At 60.6% G+C, this 14,285-nt stretch carries 12 protein-coding genes; 5 read left to right on the top strand and 7 right to left on the bottom strand.

Going from position 1 to position 14,285, the window contains the following annotated elements:
- Positions 1-2: 2 nt before the first annotated feature.
- The 3 genes from cobT to ilvA form a co-directional block, all read right to left on the bottom strand.
- Positions 3-1,064, bottom strand: a complete 1,062-nt coding sequence (gene cobT, locus AC1DY9_RS19365; RefSeq protein WP_477667371.1) for a nicotinate-nucleotide--dimethylbenzimidazole phosphoribosyltransferase — start codon at positions 1,062-1,064, stop codon at positions 3-5.
- Positions 1,021-1,197: a cysteine-rich CWC family protein gene (locus AC1DY9_RS19360; protein WP_477667450.1), complete on the bottom strand. Its 177-nt coding sequence runs from the start codon at positions 1,195-1,197 to the stop codon at positions 1,021-1,023. Before AC1DY9_RS19360 ends, cobT begins: the two co-directional genes overlap by 44 nt.
- 125 nt (positions 1,198-1,322) lie before the next feature.
- Positions 1,323-2,966: a threonine ammonia-lyase, biosynthetic gene (gene ilvA / locus AC1DY9_RS19355; protein ID WP_477667370.1), complete on the bottom strand. Its 1,644-nt coding sequence runs from the start codon at positions 2,964-2,966 to the stop codon at positions 1,323-1,325.
- A gap of 252 nt (positions 2,967-3,218) precedes the next feature.
- Here ilvA and AC1DY9_RS19350 point away from each other — a divergent pair, with 252 nt between their 5' ends.
- On the top strand, positions 3,219-3,677 hold the full coding sequence (locus tag AC1DY9_RS19350; RefSeq protein WP_457282593.1) for an OsmC family protein: 459 nt from the start codon (positions 3,219-3,221) through the stop codon (positions 3,675-3,677).
- Positions 3,678-3,773: 96 nt separating this feature from the next.
- Here AC1DY9_RS19350 and coq7 read toward each other — a convergent pair whose 3' ends face one another.
- Both coq7 and AC1DY9_RS19340 read right to left on the bottom strand, forming a co-directional pair.
- Positions 3,774-4,403: a 2-polyprenyl-3-methyl-6-methoxy-1,4-benzoquinone monooxygenase gene (gene coq7, locus AC1DY9_RS19345; protein ID WP_457282594.1), complete on the bottom strand. Its 630-nt coding sequence runs from the start codon at positions 4,401-4,403 to the stop codon at positions 3,774-3,776.
- 151 nt (positions 4,404-4,554) lie between these two features.
- Positions 4,555-5,844 (bottom strand): porin, encoded by a 1,290-nt coding sequence (locus AC1DY9_RS19340; protein ID WP_457282595.1) that lies wholly within the window; start codon positions 5,842-5,844, stop codon positions 4,555-4,557.
- 762 nt (positions 5,845-6,606) lie between these two features.
- Between AC1DY9_RS19340 and AC1DY9_RS19335 the strand changes: the two genes are divergently transcribed.
- From AC1DY9_RS19335 to AC1DY9_RS19320, 4 genes are all read left to right on the top strand, one after another.
- Positions 6,607-7,668: a porin gene (locus AC1DY9_RS19335; protein ID WP_477667369.1), complete on the top strand. Its 1,062-nt coding sequence runs from the start codon at positions 6,607-6,609 to the stop codon at positions 7,666-7,668.
- Between the two features lie 355 nt (positions 7,669-8,023).
- Positions 8,024-9,124, top strand: coding sequence for a porin (locus AC1DY9_RS19330; protein WP_477667368.1), 1,101 nt, complete (start codon positions 8,024-8,026; stop codon positions 9,122-9,124).
- A 219-nt stretch (positions 9,125-9,343) separates the two neighbouring features.
- The gene (locus AC1DY9_RS19325) at positions 9,344-10,204 is read left to right on the top strand and encodes a DUF3047 domain-containing protein (protein WP_477667367.1); all 861 of its coding nucleotides are present in this window, start codon (positions 9,344-9,346) and stop codon (positions 10,202-10,204) included.
- A gap of 33 nt (positions 10,205-10,237) precedes the next feature.
- Positions 10,238-11,575: a M20 aminoacylase family protein gene (locus tag AC1DY9_RS19320; protein ID WP_477667366.1), complete on the top strand. Its 1,338-nt coding sequence runs from the start codon at positions 10,238-10,240 to the stop codon at positions 11,573-11,575.
- 135 nt (positions 11,576-11,710) lie between these two features.
- On the opposite strand, the gene AC1DY9_RS19315 is transcribed toward AC1DY9_RS19320, so the two are convergent.
- Positions 11,711-12,556 (bottom strand): MurR/RpiR family transcriptional regulator, encoded by an 846-nt coding sequence (locus tag AC1DY9_RS19315; RefSeq protein ID WP_457282600.1) that lies wholly within the window; start codon positions 12,554-12,556, stop codon positions 11,711-11,713.
- A 128-nt stretch (positions 12,557-12,684) separates the two neighbouring features.
- Positions 12,685-14,157, bottom strand: coding sequence for a glucose-6-phosphate dehydrogenase (zwf, locus tag AC1DY9_RS19310; protein WP_457282601.1), 1,473 nt, complete (start codon positions 14,155-14,157; stop codon positions 12,685-12,687).
- Between the last annotated feature and the right edge of the window lie 128 nt (positions 14,158-14,285).

Below are 14,285 nucleotides of genomic sequence, written 5' to 3'. Positions count from 1 at the left end.
GTTTATGCGTCTTCCCGCCCGCTCACACCGGCAGAGTCAAAGCTCGCCATTTCATTGAGAAAGCCGGCCGCCGATTGCACCAGCGGCCAGGCCAGCAGCGCGCCCGTGCCTTCGCCGAGGCGCAGGCCCAGGTCCAGCAGCGGTTGGGCTTTCAGGTGCGCCAACAGCAGGCGATGGCCGTGCTCGTCGGAACGGTGGCAAAACACCATGTAGCCCTGCACCGCGGGAGCGAGCGAGCGGGCCACCAGTGCTGCCGCCCCTGCGATGAAGCCGTCGACCAGTACCACGCGGCGCTCGCTGGCGGCCTGGAGCATGGCGCCGGCCATCATGGCGATTTCAAAGCCCCCCAGGGCGGCCAATGCATCCAGGGGCTGCGTTGCGTCGGGGTGAYGGGCCAGCGCGCGCGCCAGCACGGCGCGTTTGCGTTGCAGCTGCTGGTCATCCAGGCCGGTGCCGCGCCCCGTGGCGTCGTCGATGCTGATGACGGCAAGACGTGCCAGCAACAGGGCGGCAGGCGAGGTGTTGGCAATGCCCATTTCGCCAAACGCCACCACATTGCCGGGCAGCGCTTGCAGGATGTCCATGCCCGCCGTGAGCGCGGCGAGGGTTTGCAGGTGTGACATTGCAGGCCCGCTGCAGATGTTTTGGGTGCCGTGGGCGATCTTGCGCTGCAGCAGCTGCGGGTGCGCGGGCAAGTCCGCGGCCACGCCGGCATCCACCACGTGCAGGGCAAAGCCGTGCTGGCGCGCGAAGACGTTGATGGCGGCGCCGCCGGCCAGCATGTTGCCGACCATTTGCACCGTAACCGCTTGTGGAAAAGCCGAAACGCCTTCGGCGGCGATGCCGTGGTCGGCCGCGAAGACCACCATTTGGGGAGCTTGCAGCGTGATGTTCTCGCTTTGCTGGATCAGGCCCAGCTGCAGTGCCACACTTTCGAGCAGGCCGAGCGCGCCCAGTGGCTTGGTTTTGTGGTCGATCTTGTGCCGTAGCCTGGCCTCCAGCGTGAGGTCGGCAGTCGGCTCAATCGCGGGCAGGAGAAGGGGCGGAAAGTCGGATGCGTTCATCGGTGATTTGTTTAAGGCAGGCGGGGCAGAAGCACGACAGCGCACTGCCTTCCGGTTGGGGAGTTCGTTCAGAGGGCACGGGCATGATGTGCGGCAGTTGCACGCACCAGCATTCAGCGTCTCCTGCCGCCATGCCGCAGCGCAGGCCGGCGCCGCAGCGGGGGCACACCGAGGTGTCGGCCTGGGCGGGTGTTGGCGGGGGTGCGGCCTGTGGGCTCATGGCGGATGGGCTTGTCGGCTCTACGGTCAGCTTTGCGGTCAGCTCTGCAAGAACAGCCGGTAGACAGGGTTGGCGGTTTCCTCGACGTGAGGGTAGCCCAGCGTGTCCAGAAAATCCTTGAAGGCCTTGTTGTCGGCCTTGGGCACCTGCAGGCCCACCAGGATGCGGCCGTAGTCGGCGCCCTGGTTGCGGTAGTGAAAGAGGCTGATGTTCCAGCCCGGCCGCATGCTGGAGAGGAACTTCATCAGCGCGCCCGGCCGCTCCGGGAAGATGAAGCGCAGCAGGCGCTCGTCTTTGGACAACGCACTGTGCCCGCCCACCATGTGGCGGATGTGTTCCTTGGCGAGCTCGTCGTGCGTAAGGTCCAGTGTCTTGAAGCCGTGGCGCGAGAAGTTCGCGGCGATCTTGCTGCTCTCGCCCTTGGCCGAAGTGGTCAGGCCCACGAAGACATGGGCCTTGGCGTCGTCGTTGATGCGGTAGTTGAACTCGGTCACGCTGCGCGGCCCGCCGGGCAGCTCGCCGATCAGTTCGCAAAAGTGCCGGAAGCTGCCGCGCTCTTCGGGAATCGTCACGGCGAATAGCGCTTCGCGCTCCTCGCCGACCTCGGCCCGCTCGGCAATAAAGCGCAGGCGATCGAAGTTCATATTGGCGCCGGACAAAATCGCGGCGTAGGTTTCACCCCGGGTCTTGTTTTGGGCTACATACTGCTTGATGGCGGCCACAGCCAGCGCGCCGGCAGGCTCGACAATGCTACGGGTATCGACAAATACATCCTTGACAGCGGCGCATACCGCATCGGTATCGACAGTGATGAACTCATCAACCAGCTCGCGGCTGATGCGAAAGGTTTCCTCGCCCACCAGCTTCACTGCCGTGCCGTCCGAAAACAGGCCCACGTCGGTCAGCGTGACGCGTTTTTTCGCCGCCACCGACTGAATCATCGCGTCCGAGTCGTTCATCTGCACGCCGATCACCTTGATCTCGGGACGCACCGCCTTGATGTAGTTGGCCACGCCAGAAATCAGGCTCCCGCCGCCAATCGACACGAACACGGCGTCCAGTCGACGCGAGCCCAGGGTTTGCAGCTGACGCAGGATTTCCATTGCAATCGTGCCCTGGCCGGCAATGACGTCCGGATCGTCGAACGGATGCACGAAAGTCAGGCCCTGCTCTTTTTGCAGCTTCACCGAGTGGGCGTAGGCATCCGAATAGCTGTCACCGTGCAGCACCACTTCGCCGCCCCAGCCTTGAACGCCATCAATCTTGATTTGCGGCGTGGTTGTCGGCATGACGATCACCGCGCGGCTGCCGAGTTTTTGCGCGCTCATGGCTACACCCTGCGCATGGTTGCCGGCAGAGGCGCAAATCACGCCTTTTTTGAGCTGCTCGGGGCTCAGGTGAGCCATCTTGTTGTAGGCGCCGCGCAGCTTGAAGCTGAACACCGGCTGCTGGTCTTCGCGTTTGAGCAGCACGGTGTTTTTCAGGCGCAGGCTCAGGTTTTTCGCGGGCTCCAGATTGGATTCCACCGCCACGTCATAGACCCGTGCCGTCAAGATCTTTTTCAGGTAGTCGGCTGGTTTCAGTGCGGGCCTCGACGTTTTGCCGGAAGATTTCCCGGAAGCTTTGGTGGCTTTGGCAACTTTGGGAGCAGGGCGTGTGGCTTGTTTGGTGTGGGTTGGCATGTTTTTCTCGCAGCCTGACATCATAGTGGGCAAGAAAAAAGGCCCAGACTTTGCAGTCTGGGCCTGTAAATCCACCCTTAGAGGAGGTGGAGGAGACAACCGGTGCAAAAAGACCCTGAGTTGCCGGACAACTGATCTTGATGCGATGATTTCAGTATAGCGGGCCGATGTTGCGCTGCACAATATCTTGTGGCGTAAATTCGACATTTTTCACGGTTTAATCATAAATTTTATGCATGAGGAGAGAGATTCATGGAATGCACGGTGAGTTGGACGGGCCCGACGGCGGTCACAGGATCGCGCTCCGGCATGAGCTTTCTGGCTGAGACCGGCAGCGGCCATACCCTGGTGATGGACGGCGCGCCCGATGCCGACAAACCGGAAAACGGCGGCGCCAACCTGGCACCCCGGCCCATGGAAACCTTGCTGGCCGGCACCGGTGGCTGTACAGCCTACGACGTGGTGCTGATCCTCAAGCGTGGCCGCCAGGATGTTCGGGGCTGCTCGGTCAAATTGAGTGCTGAAAGGGCGCCTGTCGACCCCAAGGTATTCACCAAAATCCACATGCATTTTGTCGTCACAGGGCGTGGCCTGGCCACCAGCGCAGTGGAACGTGCGGTCGCCATGAGCCACGACAAATACTGCTCGGCCACCATCATGCTGGCGAAAACAGCAGAGATCACGACCAGCTTTGAGGTCATAGAGGCTTGAGATGATTTTGGCCGCAAGCCCTTTGTGGTCGGGCGCAAGCAGCTATCAAATTTATAGCTGCTGGACCTGCATCAGCTTGCGCTTCAGCGGAATCTTTCAGATGTAGTGCGCCGTTGTCGTCATGACGCGTGCCGCAGAGCGCATCAGGGCCTTGACCGGCTCGGGCAATTGCAGCGCGCCGGCCTGCTCGGCCTCGCGTGCATGCAGCGCTTCATCGTCTTTCATTTGGGCCACGATGGCGCGCGACTCGTGGTCGCCGGCCGGCAGGCGCTCCAGGTGGCTTGCCAGGTGGGCCTCAACCTGGCGCTCCGTCTCCACGACAAAACCCAGGCTCAGGCGGTCACCGAGCCGGCTGGCGACCAGGCCCAGGCCGAAGGCGCCGGCGTACCAGAGTGGATTGAGGAGGGAAGGCCGGGCGCCGAGTTCGTCGAGCCGGGTTTTTGTCCAGGCGAGATGGTCACCCTCTTCGCGGCTGGCCTGCAGGAAGTGCTCTCGCAGGGCCGGGTCGCGGGTACCCAGGGCCTGCGCGGCGTACAGGGCCTGCGCACAGACCTCACCCACATGGTTGACGCGCATCAGCGCGCCTGAACGCACCTTGTCCTGCGCGGCAAGCTCGGTTTTTTCACCAGGCACGGTGGGACAGGTACGGCTGGCGCGCGGGGCGGCAAAAAGCGTGCGCAGGGCGCCGTCGGCGGCATTGAGCGCGGTATCGAGTGCGGTGGTCATGGTGCTTCGGTTCTTTTGGGACGATTTCTTGAGGCGGGATGGTTCCATGTTATCCCTCGTCCGGTGGAATGGAAACGGCCACAAAAAAGCCCCCATGCGGGGGCTTTTTGAAAAAGGAGGCCGGATCGGGATCCGGACGCAACCTTGATCTTTAGAACGTGTGACGAATACCCAGGGCGATGTTGGTGGAGCCAACGCCTGCAGAAGACGTCACGCCGCCGAGGAAACCGTTGCCACCGGGGGCTGCCTGGCCCGAACCCTTGTTGTCGAAGCGGGTCAGAACGGCATTCAGGTTGGTGCGCTTGGACAGCGCGTAGGTGTAAGTCACGCCGTAGGAGCTGGTGTCGGCATCTGCTGGGCGCTTGTCATCAAGGCGGTTGTACGCCACAACCCATGTGTGTGGGCCGCTGGTCATGCGGTAACCGATGTGCGCCAGGTTGGCGTCCTGCCTGAAGGCATTGTTGTAGGCGGATTGAAAGGCTGCACCTACAAGCGCGCTGCCGCTAGCGGTGGTAACGGTTGCGCCGATGGTGGAGAGACCGCTCGGGTTCTCATCCTTGATCGTGGCGTACTGGCCGTACAGGGTGCCGGGGCCCACGTCGACCGTCGCACCCAGCACATTGTTTTCCAGCGACTTTTGGCCGAGCTCGTTGTTGCGCTGGTTGTGGCCATAACCGACGGAGAATCCGGTGCCTTTATAGATGACCATGCCGCCGAAGAAACGGCTGGCAGAGTTGCCAACGGTTGCGGTAGCCGCTTCACCGGCGCCATACATCAGCGCGGCGGTGATGCCGCCCGTCTGAATGCCGTACTGCAGCGTGTTGCTCAGACGAATGTCGAAAGCCGGCGGGAAGCTGGCAATCTGGCCGGCTGCCAGGCTGGACTGGGTCTGGGAGGCGTCGAAGGTGGCGCCTACCAGGTAGCCAGGGGTGTACTGGCGGCCGAATGTGAACGCGCCGACCGGCGTGATCAGGCCCACGAATGCCTGACGGTCAAACAGCCGGCTGCCTGCGGTACCCGGCAGGTTCACACCAATCGTGCTTCCGATGGATGCATTCACGGCACTGATCAGCGCAGCCGTCGAGGCCGCCGGAATAGGGAGCGTGCTCAAGCCAAGTCCTGCGGCGGTAGACATGCGATCGGGCATTTGAGTCCCCGAGGCTGCTGAGTTCGACATGGCTCCCGTGTCGACTTCAAAACGGTTCTCAAGCGTAAAAATGGCCTTGTAGCCGCCGCCGATGTCTTCGGTGCCGCGCAGGCCGAAGCGTGACCCCTCCATGATGCCGCTGGCAATGTGGGTGATCGATCCGCTTCGCAGGCCGGTGACATGGTTGACGCCGCCATCAACAATGCCATACACGGTTACGGTGCTTTGTGCCATGGCGGCGGAAGTGGACAGCAGTCCCATGATCGCAGTTGCAACGAGGGTCAGTTTTTTCATGGAGTCTCCAGAGAGTTTTAATTGAGGGAAAACCTTCGCAGTCATTGCCGTAAATGCACACACCGGCTTGACTCGATGGAGCAAAGATTAGTGGGGATGCGGCGGCCCGTAAAGAGAGGCAATACGGGGGGTATCACTTTTGCGACAGGGGAAAACCCGATGTTTTCTTGCCCCGGCTGATGCTGGCGGCAAACCTTGGGAGGTTGCCAGGAAATTGTGTTTCCCCTCTCAAATTCTGATGCTGAAGATCGTTTTAAGCGAGGCTGGAGAACGACGCAGCCATGCGCAACCGGTGGCTAGGGTTTGACCTCTAATCCGGGGCGACTGGCGGGTTGGCGGCAGCAGAGTGACTCGCGTTTACAACGGTTCATGCCGCACTACGCCAGCCTGTCCCCCTTCTTGCTCGATTTTTTTTAGCCATAACGCTTCCTGGAGATAGAAAACGACTTGGGTTTGTGTTTTTCACCAAGGCAGGGCATCTGGGGGCGGGTGCCCTGCTTTGGGGCGGTCTGCCCCGGCTACCTGCAAACTTCCCTCGTACGGCTTCGTTCGGCCGGCGCATCCGTGCGCGCACCTCCAGCGTGCGCAAATGCAATGCGTTGTTAGGGGCCAACAATTCGGGTATGAACGTTGCTAATAGTAGAGATAAGGCTTTGTGTGATTTGTGACTCTTTGGTTAAATTGGCCTAAGGGTAGTCACTGAGCCCTTATAAATGTTTGTTTCGTAGCAGTGTTTGTTTTCCACCTTTTGGAGATTTTCTAATGATGAAGAAAAGCCTAGTTGCTTTGGCCGTGCTGGCCGTTTCCGGCATGGCTTCTGCCCAGTCCACCGTGACCGTTTATGGACTCGTGGACGCTTGGGTTGGTACCGTCAAGGACAACGGCGTCAGCCAGTCCGGCGTGAACGTTGCCCATCCTTTTTCCGGTAGCGGCGGTGGTCTGCAGACCAGCCGTTTCGGCCTGAAGGGTTCTGAGGACCTCGGTGGCGGCCTGAAAGCCAACTTCCTGCTGGAAGCCGGCTTTGACCCCAGCACCGGTGCTGCAAACAACTACACCAACCCCTATACCGGCGCGACCTCCAATGCAATCTTTGGTCGTCAGTCCTGGGTTGGCCTTTCTGGTGGCTTCGGTGAATTGAAGCTCGGCAAAATGTGGACCCCGTACGACATGGTCAAGGGTTCCGGCGCCGCTGGCTTCGACTCGCTCCTGTTTGCGCCTTCCACCAGCGTGTGGGCCAGCAACAGCTACCAGGACCGTCCTGGCAACTCGATCTATTACCAGACCCCAGACCTGGCTGGTTTCTCTGCTGCTGCGATGTACAGCTTCGGCGAAAACAAAACCGCGACTGTCAGCGCCGGCRAGATCGCCAGCTTTAACGTTGCTTATGCAAACGGCCCCATCGGTGCTTCTTTGGCCTATCAGACCGAAAAAGCCACTGGTGCCAGCACTGCCATCAAGTACACGCAGTTGAATGGTTCGTATGACTTCGGCGTGGTCAAGCTGCTCGGCGCTTACGGTACTGTGAAGAACGGCACCACCCCCGTGACCGGTTTGGCACAGGACAAAGCGACCGAGTACCAAATTGGCCTTGACTTCCCTGTCAACAGCACGTTCACCCTGTCCGGCGGTTATGCCCGCTCCAAGAGCACCCGCCCAGCTGGTGCTTCCGAGCTGAAGCGTACCGGCTATAGCCTGGCTGGTCTGTATGCCCTCTCCAAGCGTACGAACCTGTACGCTGGTGTTCAGAGCGGCAAGGAAACCGGCGCTGGTGTGACTGATCGCAAGACCAGCACCTACGGTGTTGGCGTTCGCCACACGTTCTAATCCAGTTTGGATCTAAACCCGGGCTTGCCTGGGTTTTATCAAAAGCCGTTTCAGTGAAACGGCTTTTTTTTTGGGTCGACTGAAATCGGGCTAAAAAACCAGGTTCTGGCAAGCAGAAATCCCGGGTTTTCGCTGGCGTTGTTTCTTTTCCACGGGTCACCGTCCATTTGTGGCTTGAGCACAACGGCTTGACTGTTTTTTCGGGCATTCCTTTGCGAATTGAAGCCCAGTCTGGTGCAATAGACCCAACTTCCCGAAACGGGGGTTGGCCCGGGTCTCTGGTGGTGCCATGAAGGCGTAAGTCTGAAATGGTCCCCGTGCCGGAGCCCTATGTTTAACCTTGGAGAAACTCTCAATGAAAAAGACTCTTATCGCCCTGGCTGCACTCGCTGCAACCGCTGGCGTCGCGCATGCCCAATCTTCCGTGACCCTGTACGGCGTTGCTGATGCCTACATCGGCCAAAACGTTACCAAAGTGTCTACCGCTGGTACCGAAACCAAAGTTAGCCAAGGCCAGATCAATGGCAGCGGCTTGAGCAGCTCGCGTTGGGGCCTGCGTGGTAGCGAAGATCTGGGCGGCGGTTTGGCTGCAGTGTTCACGCTGGAAAGCGGTTTTGACATTTCCACTGGCGCTCTGGCCAACAACGGCGGCAGCGCTAACTCTACCGCTTCGATCCTGTTTGGTCGCGTTGCAACTGTTGGCCTGAAAGGCTCCTTCGGCGAAGTTCGTCTGGGTCGTCAGTACACCGCTTATGACTCGCTCCGCGGTGCAACCAACAATACCTATGACTCCAACACCTTTGCCCAGACCGGCACCGTGTGGGGCACCGGCATTCAAGACTACAGTAACCGTACCAACAACTCTGTTCGTTACGACTCGCCTGATTTCGGCGGCTTCAGCGGCTCGGTGGTTTATGGTTTTGGCGAAGACAAGACGGCTACCGCTTCTGCTTCCAACAGCTCCAGCATCCAGCTGAAGTACGCTAACGGCCCTCTGCTGGTCGGTTACGCATATCAGCGTGAAAAAGAAGCCATTGGTTCCACCATGTTCTCCGGCGCTACCGGTGGACCTGCTGTTGGCGCAACGCCTGGCATTGCGGTTGCTGACTCGCGCAAGTACAACCTGCTCGGCGCAACCTACGACTTCGGCGTTGTCAAGCTGGTGGGTAGCTACAACACCGCCAAGAACAACACGCTCAAAGACAAAGAGTACCAAATCGGCCTGAGCGCTCCCTTCGGTGCAGCAACCGTGGCCATTGGCTACGAGCGCGCCAAGAGCGAAGGCGGCGGTTCTACCAACAAGGGTAAGGGCTACAGCCTGCTCGGTACGTACGATCTGTCCAAGCGCACGACCCTGTACGCTGGCTACATCAACACCAAGGTTGAGTCTGGCGTGAATGCCGCTACCACCAGCAAGCGTTCGCTGCTGGCCACTGGTGTTCGCCACACGTTCTAATCTGAAGCTGGCTTAAGCCAGTTTTTGATGAGAATCTAAAAGCCGTCTCGGGGTAACCCGGGGCGGTTTTTTTTGTGAAGAAATGTACGAAACTGCCGTTTGATTTTGTGAGTCGTTGGAATTTGTGAAACTTTTTCGCATCTGCCGCGTTAGATGCCAAGGTCTTGATATTTAGACAAGACGCAACTGACCAGGTTCATTGCTGTTCCCCCACGCTCAATGCCACTGACACATCACCGTTTCTTCGTTCGCACGTTGCGCTTGCTGGCTGCCGGCTACCTGTTTCTTGCCGCTGGCTGCGCGGGGTTCGGGACTTCCGCCCCTATAGCCAGCACGAATGTCGACTGGACTTCTGCGTCGTCTACAAGCACTGATGCAGATACCGTTAAGTGGCAGCACTGCACTTTCCCGGGCAAGAAGTCGACACGTTACCGTGCCGTTCGCCTGGACGGGCGCAATGCCGTTCTTGGTGAATCCGACAGCGCAGCCAGCATGCTGCGGCAGAACCTGCGTATAGAGTCTGCAGAACTTGGGACCCTGGGCTTTTCCTGGAAGGTACCGAAGATGATTGTGGGTGCGGACATGACGCAACGTGACAGCGATGATTCACCCGTGCGTGTGGTCCTGGCCTTTGAAGGTGACAGGTCGAAGTTTTCGGCCAAGAACGCCATGCTTTCAGAGCTTGCATTGGCACTGACAGGCGAGCCGCTACCATACGCGACGCTCATGTATGTCTGGGGCTCTCACAGCGCGCCAGAAAGCGTGATCATCAATACACGGACCGACCGAATCCGCAAAGTGGTGATCGAATCCGGTCCCGGCCGCCTTGATCGCTGGCTCGACTACCAGCGCGACATTCGTGCCGACTACCAAAAGGCCTTCGGCGAGCCGCCCGGCGCTTTGGTCGGTGTCGCCATCATGACTGACAGCGACAACACGCGCCAAATCACCAAGGCCTGGTATGGCCCCGTCAGCCTCAAAAACAAAACCGCAAGCATCGTGGTCACGCCGGCACTGGCCCCGGAATTGCTGCAGGTTTCACAAACCCCTGGATTTGCACCGCTGTCCCTTCAGGACTAGTATTTAACCTGCTGAACTCGGGACTCCACTGACATGCGCGCTCCGGCAAACCTTCCAAGTGCTTCATCCATTCAGCCCGCCGCAGCGGGAGATATTGCAAACCCCGACCGCCCCTCGCCGCTTCGCGCCTCCGGCCGGGCCTTTGCGCAAATAGCGCAGTACCACCCCGAACTGACCGCCTTCCGGCGCGACCTGCATGCCCACCCGGAACTCGGGTTTGAAGAGGTTTACACCTCCAGCCGGGTAGTGCATGCGCTCAAGTTATGTGGCGTAGACGAGGTGCACACCGGTGTCGGTAAAACAGGTGTTGTGGCTGTCATCAGAGGTCAGCAGCCAGTCAAGGCTTCCGGTCAACCTGGTTTTAAGCCCATGATCGGATTGCGCGCTGACATGGACGCGCTTCCCATGACAGAGCACAACGAGTTTGGCTGGAAGTCCGCCAAGGCCGGGTTGATGCACGGTTGCGGGCATGACGGGCATACCACCATGCTGGTAGGCGCCGCCCGTTACCTCGCAGAGACCCGCAATTTTGCCGGCGATGCGGTGCTGGTTTTCCAGCCCGCGGAAGAAGGCCGTGGCGGGGCCGATGCGATGATCAAGGACGGCTTGTTCGAGCGTTTTCCCATACAGGCCATTTACGCCATGCACAACTGGCCCGCGATGCAGCCTGGCACCATCGGGATCAATCCCGGCCCCATGATGGCCGCGGCCGACCGCATCACCATCGAAATTACCGGCAAGGGCGGCCACGGGGCACACGCCTATCTCACGGTCGATCCGGTGCTGGTGGCCGCTCACATCATCACAGCGGTGCAAGGCATCGTCTCGCGCAACGTCAAGGCCATGGACAACGCCGTGATCAGCATTTGCGCCGTCCAGGCAGGCGACCTGGGCGCGATGAGTGTGGTGCCTGGCAATGCCACACTGGTCGGCACGGTACGCACCTTCAAACCGGAAGTGCAGGACCTGGTCGAGCGGCGCCTCAAGGAGTTGTGTGCCGCCGTGGCACAGGGCTTTGGCGCCACGGCCACCGTCAAGTACGAACGGATCTACCCGGCCACCATCAACTCACCGGTCGAATACGAGCTGGCCACCAGCGTCGCCGAACAGCTCGTGGGTGCAGAGAACGTTGTGCGCAACCTTGAGCCCAGCATGGGCTCCGAAGACTTTTCCTTCATGCTCAGGGTCAAGCCGGGTGCCTACTTGCGCCTGGGCCAGGGCGAGCAATTGCCCGATGGCAAAGGCGGAACCGTGGGCGGCGTGGGCAGCCGCTTTTTGCACAACAGCTGCTATGACTTCAATGACAGCGTGCTGCCGCTGGGCTCGGCGCTGTTTGCAGGAATTGTCGAACGCTCGCTGCCGCTGCGCTGATTTGCTATTAATTTAATAGCTGCTCGCGCACACCCTTTATGGGCTGCGGGCGAATTCTTCTTGACATTCCAAGGGGCAGTTATCACAGGCGCGATGGCGTAGGCCACGTCTGCGCCTCACCTGTCTGTGCCCGTCTCAGGCATAACGCTTGTTACGCAGGTTGTTTTTCATTTCCTTAAGCAACGGTTGCAGCTTGCTGCCGATGCGCAGTGCCACACAGGTTGCCAGGATGTCGATGATCATCAGGTGCATCAGGCGCGACACCATGGGGCTGTAGCGGTCGTAGCCCTCGGGGTGGTCGGCTGCCAGGTGGATGTTGCCGGCTGCGGCCAACGGCGAACCGGTGACGGTGATGACGATCGTGGTCGCGCCGTTCTTGCGGGCGATGTCGCAGGCGTCCATCAAATCGCGCGTGCGGCCAGAGTTGGAAATCACCACCACGCAATCGCCCGGCCCCAGCAGCGAGGCGCTCATCACCTGCATGTGGCCGTCGCTGTAGGCGATGCTGGTGATGCCCAGGCGGAAAAACTTGTGCTGCGCATCCTGCGCCACGATGCCCGAGTTGCCCACGCCGAAGAACTCAATCCGCTTGCCGGTGTTGTACGTGGCCAGCAACGCGTCGGCGGCCCGCTCAACGGCTACGGAACTCGCATCGTTGCGGTATTTCAAAAACGCCGCTACCGTGTTGTCGATCACCTTGACCATCACGTCGCCGGTCTTGTCGTCCGCGTCCACGCTGCGGTGGATGAAAGGTACGCCCTCACTCACGCTGCCCGCCAGCTTGAGCTTGAAGTCCGACAGCCCGTCATAGCCCATGCTGCGGCAAAACCGCACCACTGTCGGCTTGCTCACATGCGAGCGGCTCGCCAGCTCCGTGATCGGCAAATTGGCAAATGCCCGCGGGTCGGCCAGCACCAACCGGCCCACGCGTTGCTCGGCGGGTGCAAGAGAGGGAAGGGACGCCTTGATTCGGTCGAGCATTGGCTATGTCTCCAGTGGCGCGTGGCGTTTGCTCCAACCAGCATGAGCCGCGGAACCGGCTTTGCCGGGCCGCAGGCGGGCGGCCCCCTCGGGGGGCAGGGAACACACGAAGTGAGTGACCGTGGGGGCTAACATTCCTCTGACCAGCAATAGCCGTCGCGCGCAATCATCGCGCTCGCAGCGCTAGGCCCCCAGGTGCCGGCGGCATAAGGCCGTGGCGCACTCGCCTGGTTGCTCCAGCTGTCCATGATGGGTTCGACCCAGCGCCAGGCTTCTTCCTGCTCGTCGCTGCGCACGAAAAGATTCAAGCGCCCGTCGATCACATCCAGCAGCAACCGTTCATAAGCGCCCACGCGCTCGGAGCCGAAGCGTTTGTCGAAATCCAGGTCCAGCTGCACCGGCGCCAGTGAAGGCGTGCCGCGGCCCCCCGTGCGCTGGTCGGCACCCTGCGCAAGCAGGTGCAGCTCCAGGCCGTCCTTGGGTTGCAGGTTGATCACCAGCCGGTTGGCCACATTGGAGCCGGCCAGCGCCGACTTGAAAATCGCGTGCGGCGCGGGGCGAAAGTTCACCTCGATGTGCGCGTCCCGGCCAGCCAGACGCTTGCCGGTGCGGATGTAAAACGGTACACCGGCCCAGCGCCAGTTGGCGATCTCGGTGCGCAGGGCCACAAAGGTTTCGGTCCTGCTGTCAGGGGGCACGCCTTTTTCGTCGCGGTAGCCGGGCACGGCCTCGCCGTCGATGTTGCCGGCCGCGTACTGGCCGCGCACCACATGCTGGCTCAGCGTTTCAGGCGTCCAGGCTTTCAGCGATCGCAATACCTTGAGTTTCTCGTCGCGGATGGCATCGGCGTGCGAGTTGATGGGTGGCTCCATGCCGATGGCACACAGCAGCTGCAGCGCATGGTTTTGCACCATGTCGCGCAGCGCGCCGGTGCTGTCGTAAAACGCACCACGCTTTTCCACGCCCAGGTCTTCGGCGATGGTGATCTGGATGTTGGCAATGGTTTCGCGGCGCCACAGCGGTTCAAACAGCGAATTGCCAAAGCGCAGCGCAAACAGGTTTTGCACCGAGGGCTTGCCCAGGTAGTGGTCGATGCGAAAGATCTGCTGTTCGCTTAAAACACTGCGTACCGTCTTGTTGATGGCGCGGTTGGAGGCCAGGTCGTGGCCCAGCGGCTTTTCGAGCACCACGCGCGTCTGCGGGCCGTTCAGGCCCGCGGCGGCGATCTGCTCGCAGACCGTGGTGAAGAGGCTGGGCGCGGTGGCCACGTACATCACCACCACGTCGGCGGGCCGCTGCTGCAGTTTCGCAGCCAGTGCGGCATAGTCGGCCGGGTTGGACAAGTCCATGCGCAGGTAGCCCAACATCGCCGCGAAGCGCGAGAACTCCTCTTCGCTCGGCCGCTTGGCCAGCTCGACATTGTCAAACCGGGACTTGATCAGCGCGCGGTACTGGTCGTCCGACAAATCGTCGCGCGCCACGCCCACAATGCGCCCGCCCTCCGGCAACGAGCCGTGGCGGAAGGCCTGGAACAGGGCCGGCATGATCTTGCGCCACACCAGGTCGCCGGTGCCGCCAAACAGGATGAGGTCAAAACTCATGGTAAAAAATTGTCTTGGTAATAAAGTTTCATATTCTATGGGCATAATGGTAACTCGACATCGAACCCGTGAAATGCCTGCACCCAGGCACCGCGCGGTGTTTCATCCGGACCACTCCGCGTTTTGAC

The organism is Polaromonas sp. P1_F6, assembly GCF_056405695.1.
Note: the sequence above shows the minus strand (reverse complement) of the source record. Positions and strands in the feature narration are given on the sequence as shown.

Bases quoted from the DNA above. Each gene is read 5' to 3' on its own strand.
- AC1DY9_RS19360 (WP_477667450.1), bottom strand. From the start codon at position 1,197: ATGGCGGCAGGAGACGCTGAATGCTGGTGCGTGCAACTGCCGCACATC.
- ilvA (WP_477667370.1), bottom strand. From the start codon at position 2,966: ATGCCAACCCACACCAAACAAGCCACACGCCCTGCTCCCAAAGTTGCC.
- AC1DY9_RS19350 (WP_457282593.1), top strand. From the start codon at position 3,219: ATGGAATGCACGGTGAGTTGGACGGGCCCGACGGCGGTCACAGGATCG.
- coq7 (WP_457282594.1), bottom strand. From the start codon at position 4,403: ATGACCACCGCACTCGATACCGCGCTCAATGCCGCCGACGGCGCCCTG.
- AC1DY9_RS19340 (WP_457282595.1), bottom strand. From the start codon at position 5,844: ATGAAAAAACTGACCCTCGTTGCAACTGCGATCATGGGACTGCTGTCC.
- AC1DY9_RS19330 (WP_477667368.1), top strand. From the start codon at position 8,024: ATGAAAAAGACTCTTATCGCCCTGGCTGCACTCGCTGCAACCGCTGGC.
- AC1DY9_RS19325 (WP_477667367.1), top strand. From the start codon at position 9,344: ATGCCACTGACACATCACCGTTTCTTCGTTCGCACGTTGCGCTTGCTG.
- AC1DY9_RS19320 (WP_477667366.1), top strand. From the start codon at position 10,238: ATGCGCGCTCCGGCAAACCTTCCAAGTGCTTCATCCATTCAGCCCGCC.
- AC1DY9_RS19315 (WP_457282600.1), bottom strand. From the start codon at position 12,556: ATGCTCGACCGAATCAAGGCGTCCCTTCCCTCTCTTGCACCCGCCGAG.
- zwf (WP_457282601.1), bottom strand. From the start codon at position 14,157: ATGAGTTTTGACCTCATCCTGTTTGGCGGCACCGGCGACCTGGTGTGG.